Raw genomic sequence first — 23,790 nt, forward strand, 5'->3', positions numbered from 1 at the left:
GAAGCCTCTCGGGTGCGTGAGTGGTGATCTACCGTACCGCGATTGACCGGCTGGCTGCTACGCCCACGCCCGCAGCACAATCCGAAAGCTGGACTTGCTGATGTCCACCACGCCGCCGCCCGCGCTGATGAAGGTCACGACCGGCCCGGCGGCGGCCTGGATCAGGCGGATGGTGGTAGCGCTGGTCAAGATCGCCGTGCCGCTGCTCTCGCCCGAACCTCTGGCCATATGGCCGCCGGACAGATTGATCACGTCCCCGACGCTATAGCCGTGAGCGGCGGTGACGCAGACGAGCTGCATGGCGACGAGGCGGGGCACCGCGCCCAGGCCGTGACTGTAGCTGTCGTCGCCGCCATTGGTGATGGCTATGTTCGGGCTCGTCCAGCACGCGCCCAGGCGGTCGCCGGCGGTGAGGGCGGCGGCGGTGGCAGCGGGTGTCATCGCGACGGTGGTGGCGGTGCCCGCGATGGCCTGAGCGTTGGTGGCGGCTGGAACGGCGATCGTGCGGTCGGCGGTGAGGTCCCCGCCGCCTGTGGCGAGGCCGGCGGCGGTGATGCTGCGCGATGCGAGAGCGAGGCCGGCGATCACGGCTGAGGTGGGAATGCGGATGTGGTCGCCGGCAGCCGTGAGGACGATCACCTCGTCGCCGGCTGCCGTGGCCGCGCGGGTTCCGAGCGCGGAAAAATCGAGAGAGAGCGACCGGTCGGCGGTGAGGTCGCCGCCACCCGCGAGGCCGGACGAGGTCGCGATCTGGCGGGCGGCCAGGGCCAGTGCATCGGCGCCAGATCGGGGGGTGCCCGCAGCGTCCCTATATATACTGTGTGCGGACGGAAGAACGCTGAACACGCTGTGGACGCCGGCGGGCAGATTGAGCCGGGCAGAGCCGATCGAGGAAGCGAGCACCGTATCGCGGGAGAGCGTCGCCGGCGGGCCGATGTGCACGGTCCCGATGCCGATTTCCCAGGCGAGGGCGCTGGTCAGGATCTGATAGAAGATCTGGGTGCCGTCACCCGCGGCGGTGAGGGGCCGAAGCCCCGTGTCAGGGGCGATCAACACCAGATCGCCCGTGCCCTGGGTAGCGGTAGTCTGAAGGCCGCGATCGACGAGCATCAAAGCATCTCCCTGATTGAATAGCTGCGGTCCGAGAATGACGAATAGGACTTCGTCAGCGGATCGGCGGAGCTGATGCGGCCGATCAGCCCCTCCCGCGCCCAGTCGCCGGCGGGGTTCGGGACGCAGAGGACCGGCCCGCTCTGTCCCACATCGAAATCGCGATCCAGAACACCACCACGCTCCTCATCGTCGAGGATCAGATCAAATTCGAGCCGCCGACGTTGACGGCCGCGGTCGACCCACTCGACGCCAGACCGCTCAGCGGTCGTGATCCGCGACAGGTCCTCGGTCGTGAGCCGCCACCCGAAAGAGGCGCCCCAGGCCGGTCGGCTGCCGGCGCCGATCCACAGGTACCCGAGATCGACATAGCCCAGGGCAGCCCGCGACGGGGCGGAAACCGATAGAGACCAGTAGCGCGCAGCGAGCACTGGCGACGGTAGGACCGGGATAGACAGGCCGAAGCCGATGGCGGGGTGGATACCCGCCTCGGGCGGGTCAGTCTGCCAGATGATGGGTCCGCCGGGCTCCATGCGGCAGGACCAGATCCACGTATCCGTCGCGGCGAGGGTCGCGCCGGCGATCGCCAGGGCGCCGACCGGCCGCTCCTCCCCCAGGTCGAAGTCGAGCATGAAGCTGGTCGCGAGCACCCGCGCTGGCCGGGCGACCGGCTCGGAGAGCAGGTGCGACAGCGGCAGTTCGGAGGCGACCGGCGCCGTGGCGGTCACGCTCGCCGTCGGTGCCCAGTTGCGGTGGTCAAGGATCATGCCGGTGCCCCGGCCCTGACCGGAATAGATCATGAAGGCCCCCATAGCGTCAGAACCCAGCGGCCAGCCGCCCAGTCCTCGGACACGCCGACGAGGACGAGATTTCGGCCGGCGGAAAGCCCATAGCGCGGGTAAGTCACCCGGATCGTCGACCCGATACGAACAGCCCGCCGAACAGTGGGCGCGCCATCCACGACTTCCTCGGCCAGCAACGGCGGCACGGTCACGGACAGCGCCAGTGCCGGCCGGCCGTAGAGTGCGAGCAGATGGTCGGCGAGCGCCTGAGCATCGGCCTGCCCGTCGAAGCACGCTTCGATGACGTCGGCGTCGATCGCCCGGAGGCGGTCGGCGAGAAGGCTGGTATCGACCGACGTCGCCAATCGCCATTCCTCGCTCAGAAACTCGCGCGGCAGGGCTGGTTCTACCGGCGCCTCTGGTAGGTCTGCGGCTCCCTGGACCCTCCAATTGCGCCGCCACCCCACTCGGCGGCGCCACGATGGCTGCGCGATGCTGTCAGGAAGGTCCAGGCGCTCCGGGGTCTCCAATATAATCGTGTGATCAAGGACGTAATCTGGCGTCACCCGCGGAAGTGCGAGCCTGCCCACCTCGACCAGCCCCTGGCCGTCCGACCCCCACCAAGCGCCGGCCGCCCGGGTGATCCGGTCAATCACCTCACCCACGGTTGCGGTCTCGGTCCCCTGATACCAACCAATGACGCCGGGAACAGCGACCGCGAGACCCGCCACCGCCTCCAGGTCGATCCGCGAAAGATCGACGGCGGCGTGGTCGACCAGCAGCCGCAGCAGGATGTCGGCAGTGGTAGCGGCCCAGCCGCCGACCGCGTCGCCGTCGGCGTCGCAGGTCAGAACACCGACGGGTGGATAGGTCCCGAGGCGCAGGTAGCCGCCAGCCAGACAGGTTGCGTAGGTACCCGCCGGAACCGCTGCGGCCTTGAGGGCGCCGAAGCTGGCAAAATCCAGGCCGGACGGCTCGACCGCGAAACCTTTGTCCCTGACAGCGAGAACGCTGCGCATCTGCCGGTGGTGAGCTTGATAGATGCCGATCGGGTCGACGAGGACGGGTTCAATGTTGCGCACCCGGCCGAAGAGTACCGGCAAAGGCTTGCCCGCGAGATCCTCACCACCCTCCGCCTCGCCCGTGCCCGCATAAAGGCGGCTCTGGAGTGGCTTATCCGCCCAAGCTGCCTGCCCCTCGACGGTCAGGGCGAGGGCCTGACGGTCGGCCTCCCAGGCCGCACCAAGGCCGTCGAACAGCAGCGCGGCACCTGAGTGCCGCCACCCCGGCAAATCGCGATGAAGGGCCCGCACGATCACCTGCCGACCGCCGAGGTCGTAGCGCTCGGGCACGTCGTCGAGGGTGCCGTCGGCGTTGGCGAGCTCGACCCGGCCAAGCTCAACCGAGGTCCGATCCGAGGCTTCCGGGGCGATGGGAATGCCTCGCTCGATCGAGAGCGGCGATGTCGCCCGGCCATCCCACCAGCTGTGCGCGGGCAGATCGGCCGGCCCGGTTGTCATCGGCTTGTCCGCGAAGCGCAGAACCGCGAGACCATCGTCCCGCCGCTCATCGGCCGACGGCAGCGTCGCCCAGGCCTGAGCCGCCCAGGGGGCGAGCAGGGTCTGTGCGGGCGCCTCGGCCGTCAAATCCCGGGGCCTAAGCTCGATCGTGACCACCCTGTCGACGGTGGTCCGAGGGTGAGCGGGCGGCACGTAGCCGCGATCGAGTGCGCCGATGGCCGTTGCGACGGCCATCTCGCCGTCCGGATAGTCATCGTCGTAGGCGCCGGAAGCCGAATATGTGGCCGCCGTCGGTTGATAAGCATCCCAGTTCCAGCCGTAGATAAATGCGCCTGCGTCATTGTCGCCGATGACGTGGGCGAGGTAGCCCCGGAAGTCGGCGATCGATCTCTTGGCGCCGGTGTGCTCGTAGGGCGGCTCAAGCCCCCATTCCGGGGGGCCAGCCCGCAGGCCGATCAACAGGGTCGTGGCCGGGAACCAATGCCGATAAGCGGCGAACGCCTCGGCCGGGTCGTAGTCGGTGCCCGCGTCGTAGGTCATGATGTTGATGTGGTCGAGGGCGGCTGAAGCCTCCGCATCGCGGGCCAGCGCCAGAGCGTAGCCTCCATTCCAGCCGCCCCCTGCGGGCGCGGCTCGCTGGAACGGCGGCTCGCCGTAGCACCCGACGTGAACGCCGGCCCACGACAGAATAAAGGGCCTCGGAAACCAGCGTCGGAAGCGCTTGATCACCTCCACCAGCTCGGCGTCGGTATAGCAGCGGCGCACGCCGTCCTCATCGGTCCAGCAGTGGTGCGCGAGGTCATTGACCTGCGACATCAGTTCATAGTCCACGTCCACCCCGTCCAGGCCCAGATCATCGACGAGCTGGCGCAGGGCGGCCATGTGAGCCTCGGTCTGCCCCCCGAAGCCGGCCGGGTCATAGGGCTCAGGCAGCCACGTGTAGCCGGGCCCCAACTGCATCACGACGAGCATGATCTTGGTCCGAGGATGGCTCGCGCGGAACCGGTCAAGGGCCGCCTTGAGGAGAGAGACCGGCCCCGGCCACAGGATGCCGACGGTCGTCTGGATGTCATCGTCCAGTCCGCTGTAAGTGCACTGCGGCAGCGCGGTGTGCAGGTAGACGATGTCGACCTCGGGCGGGATCGCCATCAGCCGCATGGCGTCGAGATCGGCCGGCGCGTCGCTGGCCGGCGCGTCCATCCACGTCTCGTAGTAGACGGCGACGATCTGACCGTCGGGCCGGGGCCGATAGTGCTCGGCGCGAAGGTGGTCAGCCCGCACCGGCGGGAGGGCCAGATCGGCGGTGCCGTCGATGTCGGCCGACGGCCACCCGGCCTCGATCTCCACGACCGCGATCAGCTGGGTCGCATAGGCCACCGATCGATCGATCACCAGCGGCGCGCAGCCACCGCCCTGGCGCGACCAGAGCCAGCCGCCCGCATAGGTGCCCTGAGCCGAGGCTTCGGCCGTCCAACCGGCGGCGGCGAGTTCAGCCGCGCCACCCCACGGGGTGGCCGACATGGCCAGAACCCGGCTCGATCGGTGGGTGTAGGGCACACGAATGCGGGTCGGATTGTCTACGGAGATGGCCGCGAGCCGGATACCGGCAACCCCTGAACAGCCCGACACCGCGACCGCATGCAGAACGACGATGCCGACGAACCGGTCCCAGGCGGCGGCCAGCAGCTCATGCGACCCGGCCGGCGGGTTGGCGAGATAGGCGATGCGGAGCTTTCCAGCCTCGGGCACCGCCGGCGCCGGATCATCCAGATACCGCAAGAGCCGGCCGGCATAGGTGAGCGTCGGGGCCGGGTCCGTGTGCGTGTAGAGCACACCGACGAGCAGCAGGTCGGCACCGGTGGTGTCGATGATGGCGGGCGGTGCTGGCGTCGAGCCGCTACCGGCGCCCGGATTGAAGACGCCACCCGCCTGGGCTTGATCGATCTGACCGGCGTAATAGACCTCGGCCGCCGTGACCAGAACCTCGTCGCGCGGCAACCCATAGGGCTCGACCGTCACAGCCGCGAGCGCCAGGGCGGTGCCCCAGTCTGACTGTGTCACCTCCAGCGCTATTCCGTCGCCCTCGGCCGGGGCGGGGGCGGTGAACCCGAAGATGCGCTCATAGCTGCCGGTGGCCGCGCCCGTCGCGGTCCAGCCGGCCGGCGCGGAGATGTCGGGGGAGCCCGTGTACCAATAGGAAGCCGCCGCGGCGAGAACCAGGCCTCCGGCCGGCGCCTGGACGGCCGGCGTCGCGAGAACGTCGCCACCCGCCACCTCAGCGACCGAAACCGCCAGAGGCGATAGGCGGCCCGAGGTGCCGGCAAGCACCCAGACGACGGGCGAGATGTACCCCATCCAGTAGGGCGTCAAGACCACGAGATCGTGGACGCCGGGCGGCGGCGAGGGAAGGACATAGAGCACCACGGTGCCATAGTCCATCTCGGCCACAAGAGGGGCCGAATGAACCGGGGTGAGGGCCTGCCCCCCGAAGGTGATCGTGGGGATGTGGTCCCAGGTCGTGCCCACCTCGACCGGATCGTAGTAGGCGATCGGCACCAGCGCCACGATCAGGTCCGCGCCGGTGGCGTCAAGGCTGTGGGTGGATGCTCCCGAGAGACCACCCAGCGCGAGCGTTAGGGTCGAGACGACGGTGACGGCCATCAGCCGACGCCTCCGGAGAGCGTGCAGCGGATGACACTCACCACTTCCCCGACCGCGATAGAGGTGGTGGTGAGGATGAGATCCCCGCCGCCGCCAGGGCCCGACACCGACCCGTCGATCCGGAGGGATCCCGACCGATCCGACAGGCGGAACCACGTCGCCTCGCCGGCGCGGATGGCAGTACCGGTCCAATAGCCGGCGATCACGGCCTCGCCCTCCGTCGCCGGACGATAGCTCTGCATGGGCAGCCGCACGATCACGAGTGGGGTGGTCGGAGTGGACGCCGCCGGTGATGCGACCCGTGTGCCCGCGAAGAGTGCCAGTGTGCCCCCGTCGAACAGCGCAGCCGCCGCGTCAAGGATCGCCGCCCGCAGCGGCTCGCCATAGCTGATCATGCCCCTCGTCCCATTTTAGCCACGGCGGTGGCGCGCTCGGTCGCGCGCCGACCCAGCCGTACCTCCCCGGTCTGCCGCTCGATCGCATCGACCGTCGCTCCGCCCGCCGCGGCCGTCGTCTGACGCAGGGCCGCCAGTTCCTGGCGGAGGGCCCGCACCTCGTCGCGCAGCGCCCGAACCTCGGCGGCGGTCGCGCCGCCGTCACCCATCGCAGGCACCCGGCCGGTCGCATTGATCGCGTCGAGCACCGGCAGGGTGGCCGGGGTGACGCTGGTCGCGCGCGTTACGTGCTCGCCGCCGGCCAGCGCGATGGCGCCGCCGCCCGAATAGGCAGCAAGAACACTGTCCTTGTTGTAGATGCCGTTACCGACGACGCCGCCGGCGGCGTACCCGGGCACCACAGCGACGGCTGCGGTAGCGGACGCCACCGACGCGGTGAGCTGCACCGTCAGAGCCTCGATCGCTGCCGTCAGGGCGCTGACGGCGCCTGTGTTGTCGGCGACGGTGTCGTCATAGGCCTGGGTGGCGGGAAGCGCCGAGAGGGACGATCGCACCCACTCGACCAGGGCCGCCTGCTGCACGCCGCTGCCATACATGTCGGCGCCGGCATCGAGCAGGGTCTGAGCGGCGTCTGTGATCCGGCCGAGCGCGTCGCGATCGCCAGCCCGGGCGGCGGACAGGTCGCGCGTAAACTGGTCTTGGGCTGCCTGGAAGCGGCTGGCCGGATTGCCGGCGCCGGCCGCCGAGGTCGCCAGATCGTCCAGATACGACCGGATGGCCTTGCCGCTTTCCGACGCGGCGGCCGCCGTCGCCCGGATCAGATCCGAAAGCTCGGGGAAGCGGCTGGCCAGGTCGTCGATCGCCTGCGATGTGAGATCGGAGCCCTGAACCAGATTGCGCACCCTGAGGGCCAGAAGCTCGCCGACCTGATCCACGCCGGCTTGACCGGCTGCGGTCATGGCGTCCCGGGCCGCCGCCTCGGCCTCCTTGACCAGATCGGCGACCTGATCCACGACGCCCAGACCCTGCGCCTCGCGCAGCTGGCGATCCAGGGCGGCCTTGTAGTCGTTGGCGATCTGGTCCTTACGCGCTTCCAACGCCGCCGCCACCTGGGCGGCTGTCAACCCGAAGTCCGCCGCCGACTTGGCGTAGACCTGGAAGGAGGCCTCAGCTGCAATCATGGCGGCCTGGAAGTCCGTCACCGCCGGCGCCGCCTCTCGGATCCCGAGCAGCTGCTCGACATAGGCCTTGGTCGCCTCGGCGGCGGCATCGGTGTCCTGCCCCAGGCGCGACGCGGTCTCGCGGAAATCGGCGAGGGCGTCGATCTGGGCCTGCGCGCTGTCGCGTGCGCTCTTGGCGGCGTTGTCCGCCAGATCCCACCCGCGGGTCAGCCAATCGAGGCTGTCCTTGTAGTTGGCCGCGAACTGAAGGTCGCTGAACGCCGCCTCAAGATCGCTCCAGTCGATCTTGCCGATGGCCGTCTGGATCTCGGGGGCGATGTCGCCGACCAGCTCTCCCGCCAGATCCTCGGCGATCTTGCCCAGGGCGGTTTTGGCCCCACTCTCGGACAAATCGCCCAGCCGAACCTTGCTTGCGTGAGACGCGCCCCACTGGATACCATCCCGGCCACCCACGTCCAAAAAGCGCTTGACCCCGTCGAGACTGGCGCCGGTGACCTCCGTCAGCGCCTGGGAGACCTTGCCGATGCTGTCGAGCAGCTGATCGCGCGCACCGACGTTACGGCTGTCGCGTGTATAGCCCGCCTTGATGACGTCCTGGGAACCGACGTCGTAGCTGGCCCAGGCCGCGAAATTTGACGGCTCCTTGTTGCCGAACAATCCGCCGACCAGGCCGCCCAAGGCGCTGCCGATCAGCCCGCCGATCGGGCCGCCGATCACCGTGCCGGCTGCGCCGCCAAGGCCGCCGCCGATCATGCCGCCTGTCGAATTGCCGCCCGTGAGCGAGCTGAGGAAGCCGCCGATGCCGACACCCTGAAGCGCGCCGCCGATCACTCCGGACAGGGGGATTGAGGTCCACCCACCGCTCGCCGGCAACTGCGCCGCGCCCGTGAAGCCCGCGCTCTCGGCAGCCGCCAGACCAGAGAGGGCCGAGCCGGACATCGCGGCCGGCGTCCCGAAGCCGAGGGAGTATCCAAAGCTGTCGATCGCGGACGAGACGCCAGAAAAGAGCCCGCCACCGCCGCCGCCGAAGATGTTGCCGATCCCGCCGAAAAGACCACCACCGGAGGTCTGCGCACCGGCGGCCGCGGTCGACGAGATCCCGGTCGGCAGCGGGATCCCGCCGGTCGACGTGGCGAGCCCCAGCTGCGACGCCATATTCGGACCGAGTACCGACGTGGCAACGCCGCTGACGAGAGGCCGGAAGACGAGCAGGGCGGCGATCTGGGCGGCCGAGCGCTTCATGACGCTGACAATCTGGTCGCCAAAGTCTTCGAAACCATCCATGCCGCCGTCGAACACCTGCTCAAAGGTGTTGGCCAGGACGTCCTGGATGTCTTCACCCGCACGGGCGATGGCCGCCGTGAATGCTTGGCTCTGGCTGGTGCGCGCCTCGATCAAGGCATTGGTGCGCAGGGTCTGGTCGTAGAGCTCAAGCTCTTGCGTGGCAGCCTTGGGGAGCTGATTGCCATACTGGCGGATCAGATCCACGCGCTTCGCCTCCAGCGCGACGAGATATTCCCGCCGAGCCGCCGCCTCGGACACGAGAGATAGCTCGTACTGTGCGACCCGCAGAGCGTCCCTCTGGGTGCGCACAGCCGTAGCGGTCGCCTGCCCGACCTCACCGAGCTGGAGGCGGTCGAAGGCGGCCAGTGATAGAAGGTAGAGCTTGTTAGCCTCAGTCCCCGCCACCAATGCGTCGGTGCCGAGTTGCAGGGCGAGGCGCCGCGCATAGTCATCTCGCGTCGCCCGCCTGACGGCGTCGGCGCCCGCCGACACGGCCTCCGCCATCCGCTCCGCCGCCTCGGCCTGCTCCAGCATCTCGGCGGCATCATCGCCCGCCTTCAGGACGGCGGACCGCTGGGCCGCCTGCCGCGCCAGATCGATCTCCGCTGCCGCCTGCCGGCTGGTGAGGGCGATCCCCCGCTCGCGCAGGCTCTGCTCGGCCTCGTAGACCGCCATGGCCTGTTCGCGGGCCGCCGACCCCCGCCCGATCGTCGCAATCTCGACGTCCAGCGCCTTGACCCGATCCTGCGCGGCCCGAAGCGCCCCGGCATCCTCGATCGCCGCCTGAGCGTCCAGGGCGGCCACCGCCCGGGCCCGCTCGGCCGCGGCGGCAGCGCTGGTGAGGTCGACGCCGCGCTCACGCAGGTCGATGTCGACCCGAGCCAGCGCCAGAGCCCGTTCCCGGGCCCGGGCAGTCGCGCCGGCGAGACCGGCCTCTCGCTGGGCCAGCTCCAGCTCTTGAGCAGTCTGTCGGCCGCGGCGGGCCTCCTCCGCGTCGCGCGTGGCGTCGGCCTGGTCCTTGAGGCTCTTGTAGATTTCCTCTTCGCTTCGGCCCACCTGCCCCAGGGCTTCGACCCGCGCCCGCGCCCGCAGATCGGCCTCACGCTCGGCGGCCGCGGAGATCCTGGCGGCCGCGGCGACTTCCTGCGCACCCTGGATCTCGGCTTGGAGCTGCCGGAGCCGCTGATCAGACGCCAGCCCCTGCTCGGCCGTCCGGGCCGCGAGCCCGAGATTGGTGAGGACCTCTTGCGCGTCTTTGCCGGCGACGCCCAGCTCTCGCGCCTGCTGGATCAGATAGTCCAGCTGGGCACGCGCACCCGGCGTCTGGTCCTTGGCGGCCTCCGCCAGCAGGTCGCGGGCTTCCTGCGCCGCCTGGGTCTGACGCAGGGCGTCCGCGCCGCCGCTGCCATAGCTCGCGCGCTGGGCCTGGAGGTCACGGGTCTTGGTGACCAGCTCGGCCATGGGCTTCAGGGCGGTCGCAGTCACGTCGGCGAGCGACTTGATCTCCCGCCGCATCGTGCCCGTCCACCGGGCCGCCCCGCCGACCTCGCCGGTGTAGTCGCCGATGGTCGCCCGTAGGAGGGTTAGTTCCCGGCGTGCGACCTTGACCGCCTCCGCCTGTTCGGCGGCGCGCGAGAACCCCAAGAGGTCGGCCAGCCCCGCGCCGACGCCGCCGGACCCCATATCCGCCCGCGTCCCCGCCGACAGCCGCGCCTGCGCCGCCGCCAGCCGGGCCTCGGCCAGCGCCACTTCGGCCTCGGCCGAAGCCCGGATGTTGTCCCGCTCGACCTGAAGCTGCCCCGCGCGTTTGGACCCGGCCTCATTGAGCGACCGCATGGCCTTGTCGGCGGCCGCAATGCGGTCGGTCCAGGCCTCTGTGGCGCGGTCAGCCTCGGTGGTCCTGGTCGCGAGGTAGCCGACGCCGACGGTCAGCAGGGTGATGGCGATGCCCGCCGGGCCGCCGGCCGCATTGACGAGAGCCATCCCGGCCGCCGCCGCGCGGGCGCGGAGGGCGGTGGTCCCCATGGCGGCCGACAGGGCCACCTGCGCCGCTTCCGCTCGCGCGGTCGCGGCCGCGTGAGCGGTGGTGGCCGCGGCCACGTCGGTGGTGGCGTCACGCAGGCGGTCCATGGCGCCCGTGCGGCCAGCCGCCAGGGCATCCTGGGCCTGCACGAGGCGGGCCTGGGCGCCGGTCAGCGCCTCGCCGGCCGCATCGGCGACCTCGCGGGCGTAGCGCGCGCGCTCGGCCAGCGCCGAAGTGGATTTGAGGTCGACGGCCGTGCCGTCGGCTACGGCCTGCCGCAGTTCGATCATGCGGGCGGCCGCGGTGCCGGCCGCCGCCGCCATCGGACCCAGCCCCCGGCCGATCAGCGTGGCCGCGATGACCCCGCCGGCCCCGCCGGCGACGGCCGCGGCGGTGTCGATGTTGTCGGCGAGGCTCATGATCGTGCCGGCAAAACCGGCAGAGGCTCCGGAGGCCTGATCAGCTTCACCGATCCACTTGAGGGCCGCGTTCGACAACACCTGGAAGGCGCCGCCGATCGTCGGCCGAAGCTTCGCGAACTCCGCCGCCACCGCTGGCGCCTGCTGAACAATGGCGTCGAAAACCGCCTTGCTGGTGAGCTTGCCCTGCTCGGCCAGGCCGCGCAGTTCGCCGACGCCGACACCGATCCCGTCGGCGATTGCCAAGGCGAGCCGAGGGGCCTGCTCCAGGACGCTGTTTAGTTCCTCGCCCCGAAGCGTCCCCGACGCGAGGCCCTGCCCGAGCTGCACCAGAGCCGCTTCGTAAGACGCAGCCCCCGCGCCCGACACCTGGAAAGCCTGACCGATCGCCGTGGTGGCGAGCAGCATCTCGGTATAGGAGGCGCCGAGCGTCTGCGCCTGCCGCGCGAGCGTCGAATAGAGGCTAGCCGTCCCTTCGAAGGTGGCCCGGGTGCTCTGGGCGATCCGGAAGAGATCCCCCTGCGCCGCCGCCAGCGCCGCCGACCCCTGCGTCACCAGGGACAACCTCCCGGCCACATTGGTCCACGTGTCGGCATAGGCGACCACCTGCCGCGCCGCGACGGTCAGCCCCGCCACCGACGCCAGCCCCAGCAGTTGCCCGCGCAGGCCTGCGAGCACGGCGGTGGTCGCGCCAGACACCGCCCCCAGGCCCTGAGCCTGCCGCGCCTGATCAGCCAGCGCCCTGGACGCGCCCGCGGAACTGCGAGACACGTTGTCGTTGGCCGCCGCCGCCCGGGCCGCGGTCGCCGCCGCCGTCACCCGCCCCTGGGCCGCCTGTCGCAGGGCCGCCGTAGCGTCGCGCTCGGCCGCGGCCGCCCGATCGAGGGCGGCAGTGTTGGTTTCCAGCGCGGCCGCCGCCCGAGCGGCGGCGCCGGCGGCGGCCATCCGCGCCTGCGCACCCTGGACGATCACCGCCGTCGTCGTCTGATGCGCCCGGGCCTCGGCCGCGGCCGTCGCGATGGCGCCCTGCGTCTCGGCCGCCAGCGCTCGCGCCGCCCGCGTGACGCTGTAGATCGCGTCGCTGACGTCGATGTAGGAGAGCGCGGCCGCATCGGCCGCCGCCATCGCCCGCGCGAAGGCGGCGGCGTTGGTGTCGAGCGCCGCCGAAGCACCCCCGAGAGCGGCGGTCATGGTGCGCTGCTGGCGCGACATCGACTGCCCGCCGCCCGCTTCACCACCGGTGCTGCCGGCGGCGGACCCGCCGGAGCGATTGACCGCGCGCGCCGCCCCCGCGGCCGCCCGCATCTGGGCAGTCAGGTCAGCGTAGCCGGCCGCGGCCAGGGCCGCCGACTGGGCGCTGGCCGCCATCTGCGCCGCCTGATCGGCCAGCGCTGCCGTGGTGCCGGCGACGGCGGCCGCAAGGGCCCGCTGCTGGCGCGCGTCGGTCGCCCGATCAGCGCCGCCTCGCGCCGCTGCGGACCGGGCCGCGGCCGTGGCCGACTGCTGTTCAGCCGCCGCGAGATCCAGTTGGGACCGGGCGGCCGCCTTGGCCGCGGCGGCTGCGGCGCGCACCGCCTGCGTCGCCGCCTCGGTCTGCGCCCCCTGACGACCGATCTGCTGCCCCGTGGCGGCCGACGCCTGCCCCAGCTCGACGATATCCTGGCGCAGTTCACCGGCCGCGATTGATGCGCGGCCGGTGTCCAGATCGACTGTGAGCTTTGTACGCAGATCAGCCACGGGCGCGGGCCTCTTCCTCACGACGTCGGCGAGCAATGTCGAGGGCGACCGCCTCGCATGCCGCGATATCGTCCAGCAGATCGGGTGTCAGGGGGGTGCCGATCACGTCGGCGACGCGGGCGACGGCGGTGTAGTCGAGCCCGGTGATGACCCCGGCCTCCCCGGCGCGGCGCCATTGCGTCTGAACGCGGCTCCACAGCGTCCAGGCCGGTACGTTGACCGCCCACAGCGTCACCTGCCGCTGAGGCGCCCGCAGCCCCGCGAGCAGCACGGCGGGGTCGCCTCCCATCGCCTCCAGGTCTTGGGCGAGGTCGCGCAGATCCTCGGCAGATGGGCCCGCCCGGCCCTCCGCGACCGCCCGGACCGCCTCTGTCAGTTTTTTCGGCGGGCGCCCGCGATACCGTCGAAAAATGCCTTGGCGACGGCGGCGCGGATCGTTACCACCGACAGCAGATAATCCCGAGCCCCTTCAGAGAATTCGATGGTCTGCTTGTTTTTCTTGTCCTGGACGTCCTGCCACCCGATCCAGACCCGCCGGAGCAGAGCCTTATCTCCGGGCGCACTCCACGGCGCAGCGGGGTCCGGCTGGCCGTACTGCTGGGTGAGCGCGTCGAGGTCGACATCTTCGGGCAGCTCGAAGGTGGCGCGGAAACGCTGGACGGTGTCCAGGTGGACTTCCACAGTCTCGGTGAAGGTCGGGCGGGCGTTGAGATCGACGTTGAGCATGATGATCTCCATACGGCTCAGGGGGCGGTCAGGGGGCGGTCGGCGCCCTGTAGCTCAGAGTGATCGCAGGTGAGGTCGGCGTGCGCGACAATGTCATCGGGATCTGGATCCCGGACGCGCCGGCGATATCCGTGAGGGTGATCTTGCCGATGCGCGCTGCGGGGCACCGGATCGCGATCGCGATCTCGGGAGATGCGACGTGTTCGAGGCGCAGCTCGATGGGGCTCGCGTCGATCGACGCGAAAAAATTTCGCGCCGTGAGGTCCATCTCCGCGGTCACGGTCGCCGTCGGCGCCACGTCGATCAGCCGCACCTCGCGCTGGCCGGTGGTCTCGACATACTGGACCGATCCGCCCAGGTCGACCTCGATCGACGACGCAGCGAGGACGACCCCATCCAGAGACACCGTGGTGGTGGCGGCGGACGTCGGGGTCGGATCGACATAACCCGGCGCCGCGGGGTAGGTCACCATCGTGCCTGCCTCGGGCGGCGCGTACAAGCCGACCAGCGACACCGAGAGGTACGGTATCGCGGGCACGTCCGCCCGGATCCGGATGGAGCCCCGGCAGCCGACGATAGTCTGAAGCATCCCGTCGATCCGCGCCGCTACGGTGACAGACTCCAGGCCGGACTCAATCGTGCTGTACCACACACCGACGTCCGCAGCCGGCGGCGGCGAGACAGTCTCCGCCAGCCCGCACGCGCGCAGGAGGCGCGCATATGGCGGCGGCTCAGCGAGCGCGGCGGCCGCCGCCAGCGGCACGTCAAATGAGATCTGGACGTGCCGGCCAACGAGGTGACGCGCCGTATAGGACGACCGGCCCAGATCGATACGACGCTCGATATCCTGGCCCTCAATGGGGGTCAGCGCGATATTCTCGACCAACAACAGATCTGCGGCAAAGCTCGGAGCCGCGCTTGACCCATAGGCGGTCTCGGTCTTGATGGACACGGCCTTGTAGCGCGATCTGTACCACGTGCCCATCGTCAAGCCTCCTTCTTGGTCTTCGGCGCCGGCGCCGGCGCCGGCGGCACAGGCACCGATGCCGACGCCGACGCCGACGCCGACGGAATGGGATCACCCGGCTGGCGCCGGGTCAGCGCGCCGGTCACCGGGTCGCGCAGATAGCTGCCCCCCGAGGTCGGCCAGGGGCCTTCGTCCGCATTCTTGGCGGGCATCTAACACCTCATGCATACAGTTGTCGGCTGGTCAGCCACATACTGACGAGCCAGTAAGTCCCAACACCAGCCAGCTGGCTGGCCCTGGTCCCCCCGTAGTCGATCGGGAGGAGGTCGGCGGGGTCTGGCGTCCACCCGGCCAGCGCCCCCTTCAGGGCGGCCGAGATCGTCTCGGCCTCGGCGAGGTAGGCCTCGCCCGTGCCGTCCTCGTAGGTGCGGATGCAGACCGCGGTAAGGACCGAGATCGCGATCGGCTGCCGATGCCCGCCCGATGTCTGGGATGGCCGCGGGTCCTCGGCCCAGGGGATCACGTAGCAGGCGCCGCTCTCCGGAGCGGTTCCCTCGCGCACCGCCTCCAGCTCCGCCGCGCCTGCCACCGACACCAGCGGCGGCATGGCCGCCGCCCGCAACCGATCGCGGATGGCACGGGCGGCCGCGATCACAGCCAGCCGTCCAGGGCCCGGCCCGTGAACACCGGCTCGTCCGACGCTGCGTGAACCCCACCCGCCGCATCGGCCACCGGCGCCGCCACCCCGTCGACCCCGGCCAGGACCAGGCGCCCGGCCGATGCGTCGACCAGCTGCTTGAGCGCGTCGCGGTAGTCGGTGGCGACGTGCTCGGGCGGGCCATTGCGATGCAGGCGATAGCGCGCGATCGAAACCGCCCAGCCGCGCACCATCGCCGGCGGCGGATCCGACAGAGGGGTCACGTACCGGCCCCGCAGGTAGCCGTCGATGACCTCGGCGGCATCCGCGATGGCGGCGGCGATCACCTCGGGATCCGGGGTGCCGTCGCGGTCGCGGTCGGCGATCTGCCGGATTTCCGCTTCGCCGGCGCGGGCGATCAGGTCGTCCAAGCTGGCGTACATCAGCCCGCCTCTGCCGGTTTTGCCGGCTTCTTCGTCGGCGGCGGGGGCGACGGGCTGACGGTGGATCCACCGCCATCCTCGCCCGTCGGCGTGGGCGCGGCGATCGCGAGCCCCGCCAGCCCCTCGGCGATCAGCGAGGCGGCCAGATTGTCCGGCACGTCGACGGTCTCGCCGATGCCATAGCGGTGGCCGTCGTGACGCAGGCAAGTCTTCGTGAGGGTGATCGCGACCATCACAGGACCTCCCGGATCAGGTACCCCAGATCGGGCGCGACCACGCGTTCCTCGACCTCTTCGCCGACGCGCACGCGGGTGCCGCCGTACATGCCGATCTTGTCGTCCAGCTTCGACCCGGCGAAGCGCGCACTGTTGCTGCCGGGAGCTTTCGTCTGAGCGGTCCAGCCCCAGGTCACGATGCGCTTGCTGCCGATGTTCGCGGCCTGATAGGTCAGCGAGGCGTGCCCGCCCCAGACGCGCACCCGCTGCGGGGGCTGTCCGGGGCGGTTGGCATTCACCCAGGCCTGTCCCACCTCGATCCGATCGACCTCGATCAGCTCGGCGGCTTCACGCCTCGTCACCCGCCCCTTGTCGCCGCTCGATCGATTGATGGCGGACACAAGGGCCGGATGCCGCCGCAGCACGGACCACTCCCGAGCGCCGAGCGTCATCACGTTCGGCCGCAGAGGCGGCGCGTCGAGTGCGTCGGCAATCTGCCCGAGCGGATCCGACGTCGGGTCGGACCACTTATCGGACCCGGTCAGCGTCTCCACCTGCGACGCAGCGTAGGACGATGCCGACTGCACGATCGACGCCACCCGAACCTCACGGTCGAGCAGGATCAGCTCGGTCAGCCCCGTGACCGCGAAATCCACCGGGTCATAGCCGTCGGGCGCATCTCGGCTGTCCGTCAGCGGCACCGGATCGTCGAGGCCATACCGCTTCGTCTGGCTCGTCAGCTCCTGCGCCTTGAATTCCACTTCGTTGGGCGCCGACTTGCGCCCGACGGCGGTATCGGGGACCGTGATGAGCTGGTCGAAGCCGAACAGGTGGTAGAGGTAGACGCTCTTGTCGTGCGGCGGCAGGCGCGGCATGACATTGTCGGCGATGTAGGCGCCGTTGGAATAGGCGAGCGAAATGCCCGTCAGCACAGGCGAAATCGGGAACGGCTCTCCGGCCACTGATCTGCTCCTTGCCTCAGAAGGTCACGCGCCCGGGCATCACCATGCCGGGCACGATGTCGCCGGGCGACGCGGTGACGGTCGGGTAGCCGACGGTCCAGTACGAGGTGTCGGCCGTGGAAGGCGTCTGCCCCAGGGCGCCGCCGGCCAGGGCGCGCAGCGGCATGCCGGCGGCCGAGGTGGTGCCCGCGCCGCCCGGCCCGTCGCCGATCACCATGTCGGTGATGCCGCTGAGCACCACGTCAACGACCGCCCCAGCGGTGACGCCGCCGGGGCAGTCGGTGACACCGATCCCGCGGTCGCCGGCGCCCGCGATGGTGACGGTGCCGTCGGTGGCCCCGTACTTGACGGCCCGGCCGTGCGTCAGATTGACGGCGGCGACGTGGGCCTTGATGACCTTGTTCGACATCAGACACCCCCACGGCGACGCAGCTGCGCCACGGCATCGGCGTGCGACAGGATGCGGCCGCGCGCCCGTTCGGTGGCGATCAGGTCTTCGATCATGGCCGCCACGGCAACCGGGTCGCTCGCCTCCGCGAAGCTCGGGCCATCGGCGTCGGGGGCCGCGATCTCGCCGGTGTGAACCGGCAGGGGCAGCGACGCGATCAGATCACGCAGCGCCTGCCGGGCGGTCGTCTTGATGGTCGATTCGCCCTCGCTGAACTCCACGGACCCGTCCGAGCCCGCCAGCTCAGCGAAAACGGCCTCGGCGCGCGCCTGAAGGCTCTTGGGCAGCCGCCCCGCCTCGACGGCCTGGGCGACGGCCATCCGGTCGTCGGCGATCCGCTGCCGCCGCAGCGCCTCGGCCGCGTCGCGCTCGCGCTGGATCTGCGCCGCCTCGCGGGCGGCGATTTCCTGCTCCCGGCGCACGAGGTCCGCTTCGCGGTCGCCCGCCGGGGCCGGGGTGGGCGTGGTGGTGGTGGTGGTCATGCGTTCCTCTTGCGATTCCGCGGTCGTGATCGGCGCCTCGGCGAATGCCGGCCCGGGCGCCTGGTCCTCGGCCGGCAGGGGGTGATAGCCCGCGGCATCGCGAGCCTCTTGATCCGCGGCCGCCAGTTCGGCGGCCGAGATGATCCGATCTGCCGCCTCCGCGCCCTGCGTCTCCGTCAGCCAGTCCCTGACCCGCCGCAGCGCGCGGGTCACGATCTCCAGCCCGCGGCCGGTGGCGCGGATGGGTGCCGCGCCTTCGGACAGCTCGATGTCGATGCAGTCTGCCGCGTCGCCGAACTCGATCGGGCGCAGGCCTTTGACCGCCGGGGGCGTCGCGCCCAGGAAACCCACGTGGCGGAGGTGCCAGCGCCCGGGCGTCGGATTGCTCGGGGCATCCGGCGGGTACAGCCGCACGGAGACCTTTGCGTAGCGCTCAGCGCGGACGAGGTCCGCGAAGGTGGGATCCACCGCCTCCGGCACCGCGACCAGCCGGCCACCCTCCACACGGACCGCCGCAATCCAGCCCCAGGCGGGATCGTCGGTTCGCGGATGGCCGATCACGATCGGCGCGCGGTGGAGCTTGGGGTCATACGAGCTGGCGATCTCATCCAGCTCCCGTGGCCCAAAGGTCAGGGGAGGCCCCCCGGACGCGGGGTGATGGGATCCCAGGCTCAACACTTCGATCGGTTTCATGAGGCCGATTTTGACGGCTCTGCACCGCTCGGGTCAGGCTGACAGATGTCATACCGGCCGCGCCGTCGGCAGGCGCCGCCTGGATGGCCCTTAGAGCGCGATCTGCCCCGCTTGGCTACTACCCCGGCCGAGACCGTCGACCATGCGCCTATCCGCCCGCCGGAGCGGCGCGGTGGACTCACCTCAGGCGGTGCGGCCGGTCAGCAGCCCGTCGACGTAATCCGTCGCGAGGTCCAGCATGTCCTCGCCGTCGGCCGGCGAGATCCCGAGGTAGGGTCGGGCGGGGATGGTCACGGACTGCACCCGCACCAGCTCCGCCCCGAGCTGGAACACCAATGCCGCCGCCGTCTTGGGGCGGATCACGCCGCCCAGCTGGTGGATGGCGCCGTAGATCCGTGACGTGCCGACCTCAATTGCCATGTCGCCGGCCATCTGCCAGACGATCGTGGATATCAGGCCGCCGGACATGCCGGCTTCGCGGAGCATGCCGCCGCCGCGTTTCGTTGCAGCGTACAGCGGGTTCAGGGCCGGCCAGTCGCTGCCGTCCGGGCCCTGCTCGGCGAACATCCGATCGCGGGTAGACTGGACCAGCAGCTCGCCGATATTGACGAGCAGCGCCCGCGGCCGCTGGAGCCCCACGGTCAAGGACCGCAGGGCGCCGGAGATCTGGTCAATTACGGTGAGCCGGGCGCCGGACACAGGTGTTCCTCTTGCGGTTTTTGAGTGGCGTGACTACCTTTGCCTTAAGGGCTGCGTGGCAGTGGGGCCGATCACCATCTGCAATGTCATGCGGTTCGGGCGGGGTCCGCGGCGGGCTCCGCCCGTTTCATTCCGGGCGCCGGTAGAGCAATGCTCCCGCGCGATGTTTCGAGAGGTAGTTCGGACGCACATTGAACGCCGTGACGCCATGCCACGCGTCGCCCGTCCACTGGAACCTCGTGAACATCTCCTTGCCCCCCGAAAGCCCCGTCCGCCGCAGATAGGAGCGGCGCAGTGCCGGCTTCCCGCTGGCAAGCATCGCCCAGTCGACCCACACTTCGTCCGGGTCGCGGATCGCATCGGCGAGCAAGAGCAGGTATCGCCCGCGATCGAACTTGTCTGCCTTGCTGCCGACGACCTCACCTCCAGCCGCCCGAACCTGGAACAGTTCTTCGCTGATGAGGATGATCCCGCCTGAGCGATCGCGGAACTCGCGAGGTCGACCCGGCGTTGCCCCGAACTCCGCAAGGAACTGGTCCACATACTCCTGCGGATCCAGACCGTCGGGCAGGATCCGCGCCGGATCCACCGGCCGCACGGGGGGCAGCGGCGGCAGGTCGGGCGGCAGCGGCGAAGGCTCGCCATAGGGCGGCAGCGGCTCCTGAAGCTCCGCCGGAACCACGCCTTCCATGGAAGCTATTCCGACGTTGTAGTCCCACCCCGGGTCGATCCCCTTCGGGATCTGCCGGCTTTCGCCGGTCCTCGGATCCGTCCAGGTGTAGGTGCCGTCATCCGGCGCGCCGATCTCGGCCACGCCGGCCCTCAACAACCGCTGCAACTGCCGCTCGGTGATCGCTTCGACCCAGCAGGTGCAGCCCCACCCGTTGGCCGGGTAATGCGACATGATCCACGGGTCGTCGCGCGACACGATCCGCCCGTCCCAGCTCAAGTGCAGCGGCCGCGGCACCCGGCTGTCACCGTGGCGATACCGCAGGTGCGGGCGCATGCGCACGATGTCGGGGTCCATGAGCTGCTGCCAGCGGCCGGCCTGATAGGCCTGCCGGATATTCACCCCGTAGATCAGCCGGGTCCGCCAGTCGCGCGGCCCCTTGTAGGCCCAGCCGTGGCGTTCGACTAGCGCGTCAAAGTCCGCCTGGAACTCCGCAAAGCTCGTGCCCTGCTCGATCGCTTTGGTGACTGCCGTCCGGAGGTCGGCGAGTAGATCGTCGCGCGCGGCGCCTGCGGCGGTGAAAGCCCTCGCGTGGGCCGCCCCGTACAGGTCCGTCCAGGCGGCGGTCGGCAGCGATACCTTGCGTCGGTGGAACTCGATGGCCTCCCGGAACGGGACGCTCACGGCCTCAACTGTCGCCATCGTCCGCCCCCTCGGCCAGCACCGCCGACCTCCCGATCAGGTCGGCCGTCGCCATCGCCTCGGTCATGATTTCGCCGAGGGCGGTCACGTCCAGGCCTGGCAGGGCTTCCAGCAGCCGAACAGCGAGATCGTCGTAAGACGTGGCAGCCATCACCACCTCGCGCACACGCTCGATCAGCTGCCGGCGCGCATCGGCCGTGGCGTCGATCAGGCGGGCGGTCAGCACCTCGGGCACGCGCTGGGTGGCGATGGCGGCTGCGGTGGCTGCGGCCTCGGCGAACGCCGGATCGGGAGGAGCGGCTTCGGCTGGCGGGGGCGCCTGGGTGTCGACGCGGTCGCCGCCATAGGTTTCGGCGATGTATTTCGCCGTCGGGCGGAACCCCATCTGGGCCAGCCGTTCATCCCTCTGAGACAGCTGATTGAGATCTTCAGGCTCGCTGAAATCGCGCCAGACCTGAGGATACCCCGCCTTGATCGGCAGGGCGTTGGCATCGACGATCCACCGCACCATCGTCTCGTTAAACGTCTGGCAGATGAGATCGGCGTCGGCTTTGGCCAGCAGCGTCCGGATCTCGTTGTGAACATCACCCAGAGCCCGCGCCCCGTGATCCCCTGCCGACGTGGTCAGCGTCTCGCCGAGGATGGCGATCGTGATCATCTCGTCGAGGTATCGCAGCAGCGGCTCGTAGTCACCCGCCTCCGCCTTGTGAAGCGCGACCTCGACCGACCGTGGCAGCACCATCGCACCGCCGCGGACCAGACCCATCAGCTTCCGCAGCAGCTGATCCTGGGTCTTTTCTTCCATGTTGCCGTCGTAGGTCGCGACCTTCATGGGGTCCGCGTATCTCTCCACGGCCTGCACCCAGGCCGCCAGAGTGACGCGCTTCATCCAGGCCGGCCAATAGAGGCTTTGGCCGATTCCCGATCCGTAGGGATCATCGTCATGGCCATGGATCTGGTGGCGATGGACGATGATCTTGCGGTCAGGCACGGCGATGCCCGTGAGCGTATTGCCTCGGGTGAGCAGGCGGGGTGATCCGTCCACTGCAAATCGCCAGCGCCGCTGATTGCGCACCTTGATCCGGTCGACGACAAACATGCTGTCGCGCCGGGCCCACATAGCCTCTCCGATCGCGTGCCCTTTCACGACCGCGCCGGCGATCAGACCCTTCGTCGCTTGGTCGTGGTTCATGGCACGGATCTGCGCCTCCACGGCCAGCGCGGTCGACCGGTCGGCCCGCGCGTCGCTCGCCCGATCCACGCGCCACTCTCGGCTCGTCACTCCCAGTGTCCGCTTTTCGAGGAGTGCCATGATCAGCGGGTCAATGAGCAGCTCATCGTAGAGTGCCACCCCTTGAGCGCCGCCGCGCCGGGCCAAGGTCGGATCCTGCGGCGCCAACACGCCCGTGTACATCTGCACCCAGGGGTCAGTCTCCGGAGCCGCGATCTCGGCGGTAGTAATCTTGGAAGCCATCACATCCTCCGGTAGTCATCAAGGCTGCCGCCGAGGCTGCCGCGGTAGTCGTCGAGGGGGGCGTCGCGGTCGGGATCGGTGCGGGCGGCGGCAAGGTCTTCGACGGAACGGCCCGCGTCCGTGGGGCCGCCATCCTGTGCGCGGGCATAGACCGCCAGGGCGCAGGCAATCACGGTGTCGCCGTGCCGCGGCAGGCCGTCCTTGCCTTTCGTCCGGCGGCCGCCGACCTGCGGCACGCCCCGGACCAGTTCGATCGCCCGGAAATCGGCCTCCACATCGGGGTCGGCCGGCACCGGCAGTGCCTCGCGCTCAAGTGCCGCCTTACAGAGAGGCATCGTCTGGCGATACCACTCGGTCGAGATCTTCACCTCGGAGACGCGCGGCCGCCCGAACTCCAGCGTCATCGCCTCGGCCAGCGCCGCGCCGTTGCCGGTGGCGTCCAGCGCCATGTGGTGCAGCCGCGGCAGACGGCGACCGAGCCACGCCAGGATCCTCTCCTGCCCCCTAAACGGCACGTTGCGCAGCTCGATCACGGCCGGCGTCAGCCACCGATTGCCGCCTTCCACCAACAACCAGATGCACGTCGCGTCGATCGTGCGGCCGAAGTCGAGCCCCACTACCGAGCGCCTGGCCGTCGGCGGCAGCGCCGCCATCAGCGGTTCCAGCTGGTCCAGGATCCAGTCGTCGATGATGGCGTTGAGGTGTTCCTCTCGCCTCTCGGCCGACAGGATGTCGTCGGGCGCCGTCCAGCGGATCACGGGGACATCGGCATCGCGGCAGTCGGCGATCAGGGCCGCCCTGAAGTAGGCGCCGCCGCCGGCGCGCGGGATGACGTGCAGCTCCTCGTCTGCTGCATCGCCATAGAGCCCGAGCACAGACGCGATCCACTCCTCCTTCGGCGGCGTGGATGGCCGGGTGAGCTTGATGCGCTCCCAGAGCCCAGCCTGCAACGCGTCCTCGAACGTGATCCGCAGCACTGCCGCCCCCGGCCGGCGGCCCTCGCGGATCTCGGTGACGAGCTGGTTGAACTCGTTGTCGGCGCCGTCATGGGTCGAGATCACGATCACGCGGCCACCCCACATCGTCAGGGCCAGCGCGGACTTAAGGACCTCGGTGAGGTTACCCATGAAGGCCGCTTCGTCGAGGATCACCAGACCCTGGCGGCCACGCAGCGCACGCGGGACACTGGATAGCGCGACGACCTCATAGCCTGAGGCGTACCGGATCCGGAATGCCTGGATGCTGCGGGTCTCTTCCCCGTCCTTCTGGTCGTAATATACGAATTCTTCAACCTCGGCTTGCGCGCCCACCAGGGCATAAGCCGTCGACCACATCGCGACCGTGTCGATGAATTCGCGCGCCATGTCACGGTCGAAGCCCATGTAAAGGGTATCCATGCCGCCCGCGGCCCGCTGCGACGCGGATATCAGGGCGGCACGAGCCGCGATGCCCCAGGTCAGACCGATACGACGGCTCTTCTCGATCACGAGCAGCGCGCAGGTATCGGCCTGCTGGAACGCTGCTACCTGATAGTCCAGCAGCACGCCCTTAAGCGGCATC

At 70.0% G+C, this 23,790-nt stretch carries 19 protein-coding genes; all 19 read right to left on the reverse strand.

The features are described from left to right. Positions 1 to 57: 57 nt before the first annotated feature. Positions 58 to 1,110 carry a hypothetical protein gene (locus TMO_RS31065; RefSeq protein ID WP_014745883.1) on the reverse strand — a complete coding sequence of 351 codons (1,053 nt, stop codon included), beginning with the start codon at positions 1,108 to 1,110 and terminating at the stop codon, positions 58 to 60. Further along, on the reverse strand, positions 1,110 to 1,910 hold the full coding sequence (locus TMO_RS11915; protein ID WP_014745884.1) for a hypothetical protein: 801 nt from the start codon (positions 1,908 to 1,910) through the stop codon (positions 1,110 to 1,112). The genes TMO_RS31065 and TMO_RS11915 overlap by 1 nt, the downstream gene beginning before the upstream one ends. Next, entirely contained in the window at positions 1,907 to 6,073 is a 4,167-nt protein-coding gene (locus tag TMO_RS29450; RefSeq protein WP_014745885.1) for a hypothetical protein, read from the reverse strand. Before TMO_RS29450 ends, TMO_RS11915 begins: the two co-directional genes overlap by 4 nt. Beyond that, positions 6,073 to 6,468: a hypothetical protein gene (locus TMO_RS11925; protein ID WP_041604940.1), complete on the reverse strand. Its 396-nt coding sequence runs from the start codon at positions 6,466 to 6,468 to the stop codon at positions 6,073 to 6,075. Before TMO_RS11925 ends, TMO_RS29450 begins: the two co-directional genes overlap by 1 nt. Next, positions 6,465 to 13,112: a tape measure protein gene (locus tag TMO_RS11930; protein WP_014745886.1), complete on the reverse strand. Its 6,648-nt coding sequence runs from the start codon at positions 13,110 to 13,112 to the stop codon at positions 6,465 to 6,467. The genes TMO_RS11925 and TMO_RS11930 overlap by 4 nt, the downstream gene beginning before the upstream one ends. Continuing rightward, complete coding sequence (locus TMO_RS11935; protein ID WP_051045374.1) at positions 13,105 to 13,401, reverse strand: DUF1799 domain-containing protein; 297 nt, start codon at positions 13,399 to 13,401, stop codon at positions 13,105 to 13,107. Before TMO_RS11935 ends, TMO_RS11930 begins: the two co-directional genes overlap by 8 nt. Positions 13,402 to 13,484: 83 nt before the next feature. Then, complete coding sequence (locus TMO_RS11940) at positions 13,485 to 13,838, reverse strand: hypothetical protein (protein ID WP_145978124.1); 354 nt, start codon at positions 13,836 to 13,838, stop codon at positions 13,485 to 13,487. 28 nt (positions 13,839 to 13,866) lie between these two features. Further along, positions 13,867 to 14,823 carry a phage tail tube protein gene (locus TMO_RS11945; protein WP_014745888.1) on the reverse strand — a complete coding sequence of 319 codons (957 nt, stop codon included), beginning with the start codon at positions 14,821 to 14,823 and terminating at the stop codon, positions 13,867 to 13,869. Positions 14,824 to 14,825: 2 nt separating this feature from the next. Then, positions 14,826 to 15,017 carry a hypothetical protein gene (locus TMO_RS11950; protein WP_041604941.1) on the reverse strand — a complete coding sequence of 64 codons (192 nt, stop codon included), beginning with the start codon at positions 15,015 to 15,017 and terminating at the stop codon, positions 14,826 to 14,828. Positions 15,018 to 15,025: 8 nt separating this feature from the next. Beyond that, a complete protein-coding gene (locus tag TMO_RS11955) occupies positions 15,026 to 15,460 on the reverse strand; it encodes a hypothetical protein (RefSeq protein WP_014745889.1) in 435 nt (144 codons plus the stop codon). After that, positions 15,457 to 15,885, reverse strand: coding sequence for a gp436 family protein (locus tag TMO_RS11960; RefSeq protein ID WP_081598892.1), 429 nt, complete (start codon positions 15,883 to 15,885; stop codon positions 15,457 to 15,459). The genes TMO_RS11955 and TMO_RS11960 overlap by 4 nt, the downstream gene beginning before the upstream one ends. Next, a complete protein-coding gene (locus TMO_RS31675; protein WP_014745891.1) occupies positions 15,885 to 16,118 on the reverse strand; it encodes a hypothetical protein in 234 nt (77 codons plus the stop codon). Before TMO_RS31675 ends, TMO_RS11960 begins: the two co-directional genes overlap by 1 nt. Further along, positions 16,118 to 17,062, reverse strand: a complete 945-nt coding sequence (locus TMO_RS11965) for a hypothetical protein (protein WP_014745892.1) — start codon at positions 17,060 to 17,062, stop codon at positions 16,118 to 16,120. The genes TMO_RS31675 and TMO_RS11965 overlap by 1 nt, the downstream gene beginning before the upstream one ends. Before the next feature lie 16 nt (positions 17,063 to 17,078). Further along, positions 17,079 to 17,471 carry a hypothetical protein gene (locus tag TMO_RS11970; RefSeq protein ID WP_014745893.1) on the reverse strand — a complete coding sequence of 131 codons (393 nt, stop codon included), beginning with the start codon at positions 17,469 to 17,471 and terminating at the stop codon, positions 17,079 to 17,081. Next, positions 17,471 to 18,685 carry a hypothetical protein gene (locus TMO_RS11975; protein ID WP_014745894.1) on the reverse strand — a complete coding sequence of 405 codons (1,215 nt, stop codon included), beginning with the start codon at positions 18,683 to 18,685 and terminating at the stop codon, positions 17,471 to 17,473. The genes TMO_RS11970 and TMO_RS11975 overlap by 1 nt, the downstream gene beginning before the upstream one ends. A 183-nt stretch (positions 18,686 to 18,868) precedes the next feature. Next, positions 18,869 to 19,384 carry a phage virion morphogenesis protein gene (locus TMO_RS11980; RefSeq protein ID WP_014745895.1) on the reverse strand — a complete coding sequence of 172 codons (516 nt, stop codon included), beginning with the start codon at positions 19,382 to 19,384 and terminating at the stop codon, positions 18,869 to 18,871. A gap of 127 nt (positions 19,385 to 19,511) precedes the next feature. Beyond that, positions 19,512 to 20,756, reverse strand: coding sequence for a PBECR2 nuclease fold domain-containing protein (locus tag TMO_RS11985; protein ID WP_041604942.1), 1,245 nt, complete (start codon positions 20,754 to 20,756; stop codon positions 19,512 to 19,514). Continuing rightward, the gene (locus tag TMO_RS11990; protein ID WP_081598894.1) at positions 20,743 to 22,230 is read right to left on the reverse strand and encodes a phage portal protein family protein; all 1,488 of its coding nucleotides are present in this window, start codon (positions 22,228 to 22,230) and stop codon (positions 20,743 to 20,745) included. The genes TMO_RS11985 and TMO_RS11990 overlap by 14 nt, the downstream gene beginning before the upstream one ends. After that, entirely contained in the window at positions 22,230 to 23,774 is a 1,545-nt protein-coding gene (locus TMO_RS11995; protein ID WP_145978125.1) for a hypothetical protein, read from the reverse strand. The genes TMO_RS11990 and TMO_RS11995 overlap by 1 nt, the downstream gene beginning before the upstream one ends. Between the last annotated feature and the right edge of the window lie 16 nt (positions 23,775 to 23,790).

This window comes from Tistrella mobilis KA081020-065 (assembly GCF_000264455.2).
Lineage (GTDB): Bacteria > Pseudomonadota > Alphaproteobacteria > Tistrellales > Tistrellaceae > Tistrella > Tistrella mobilis.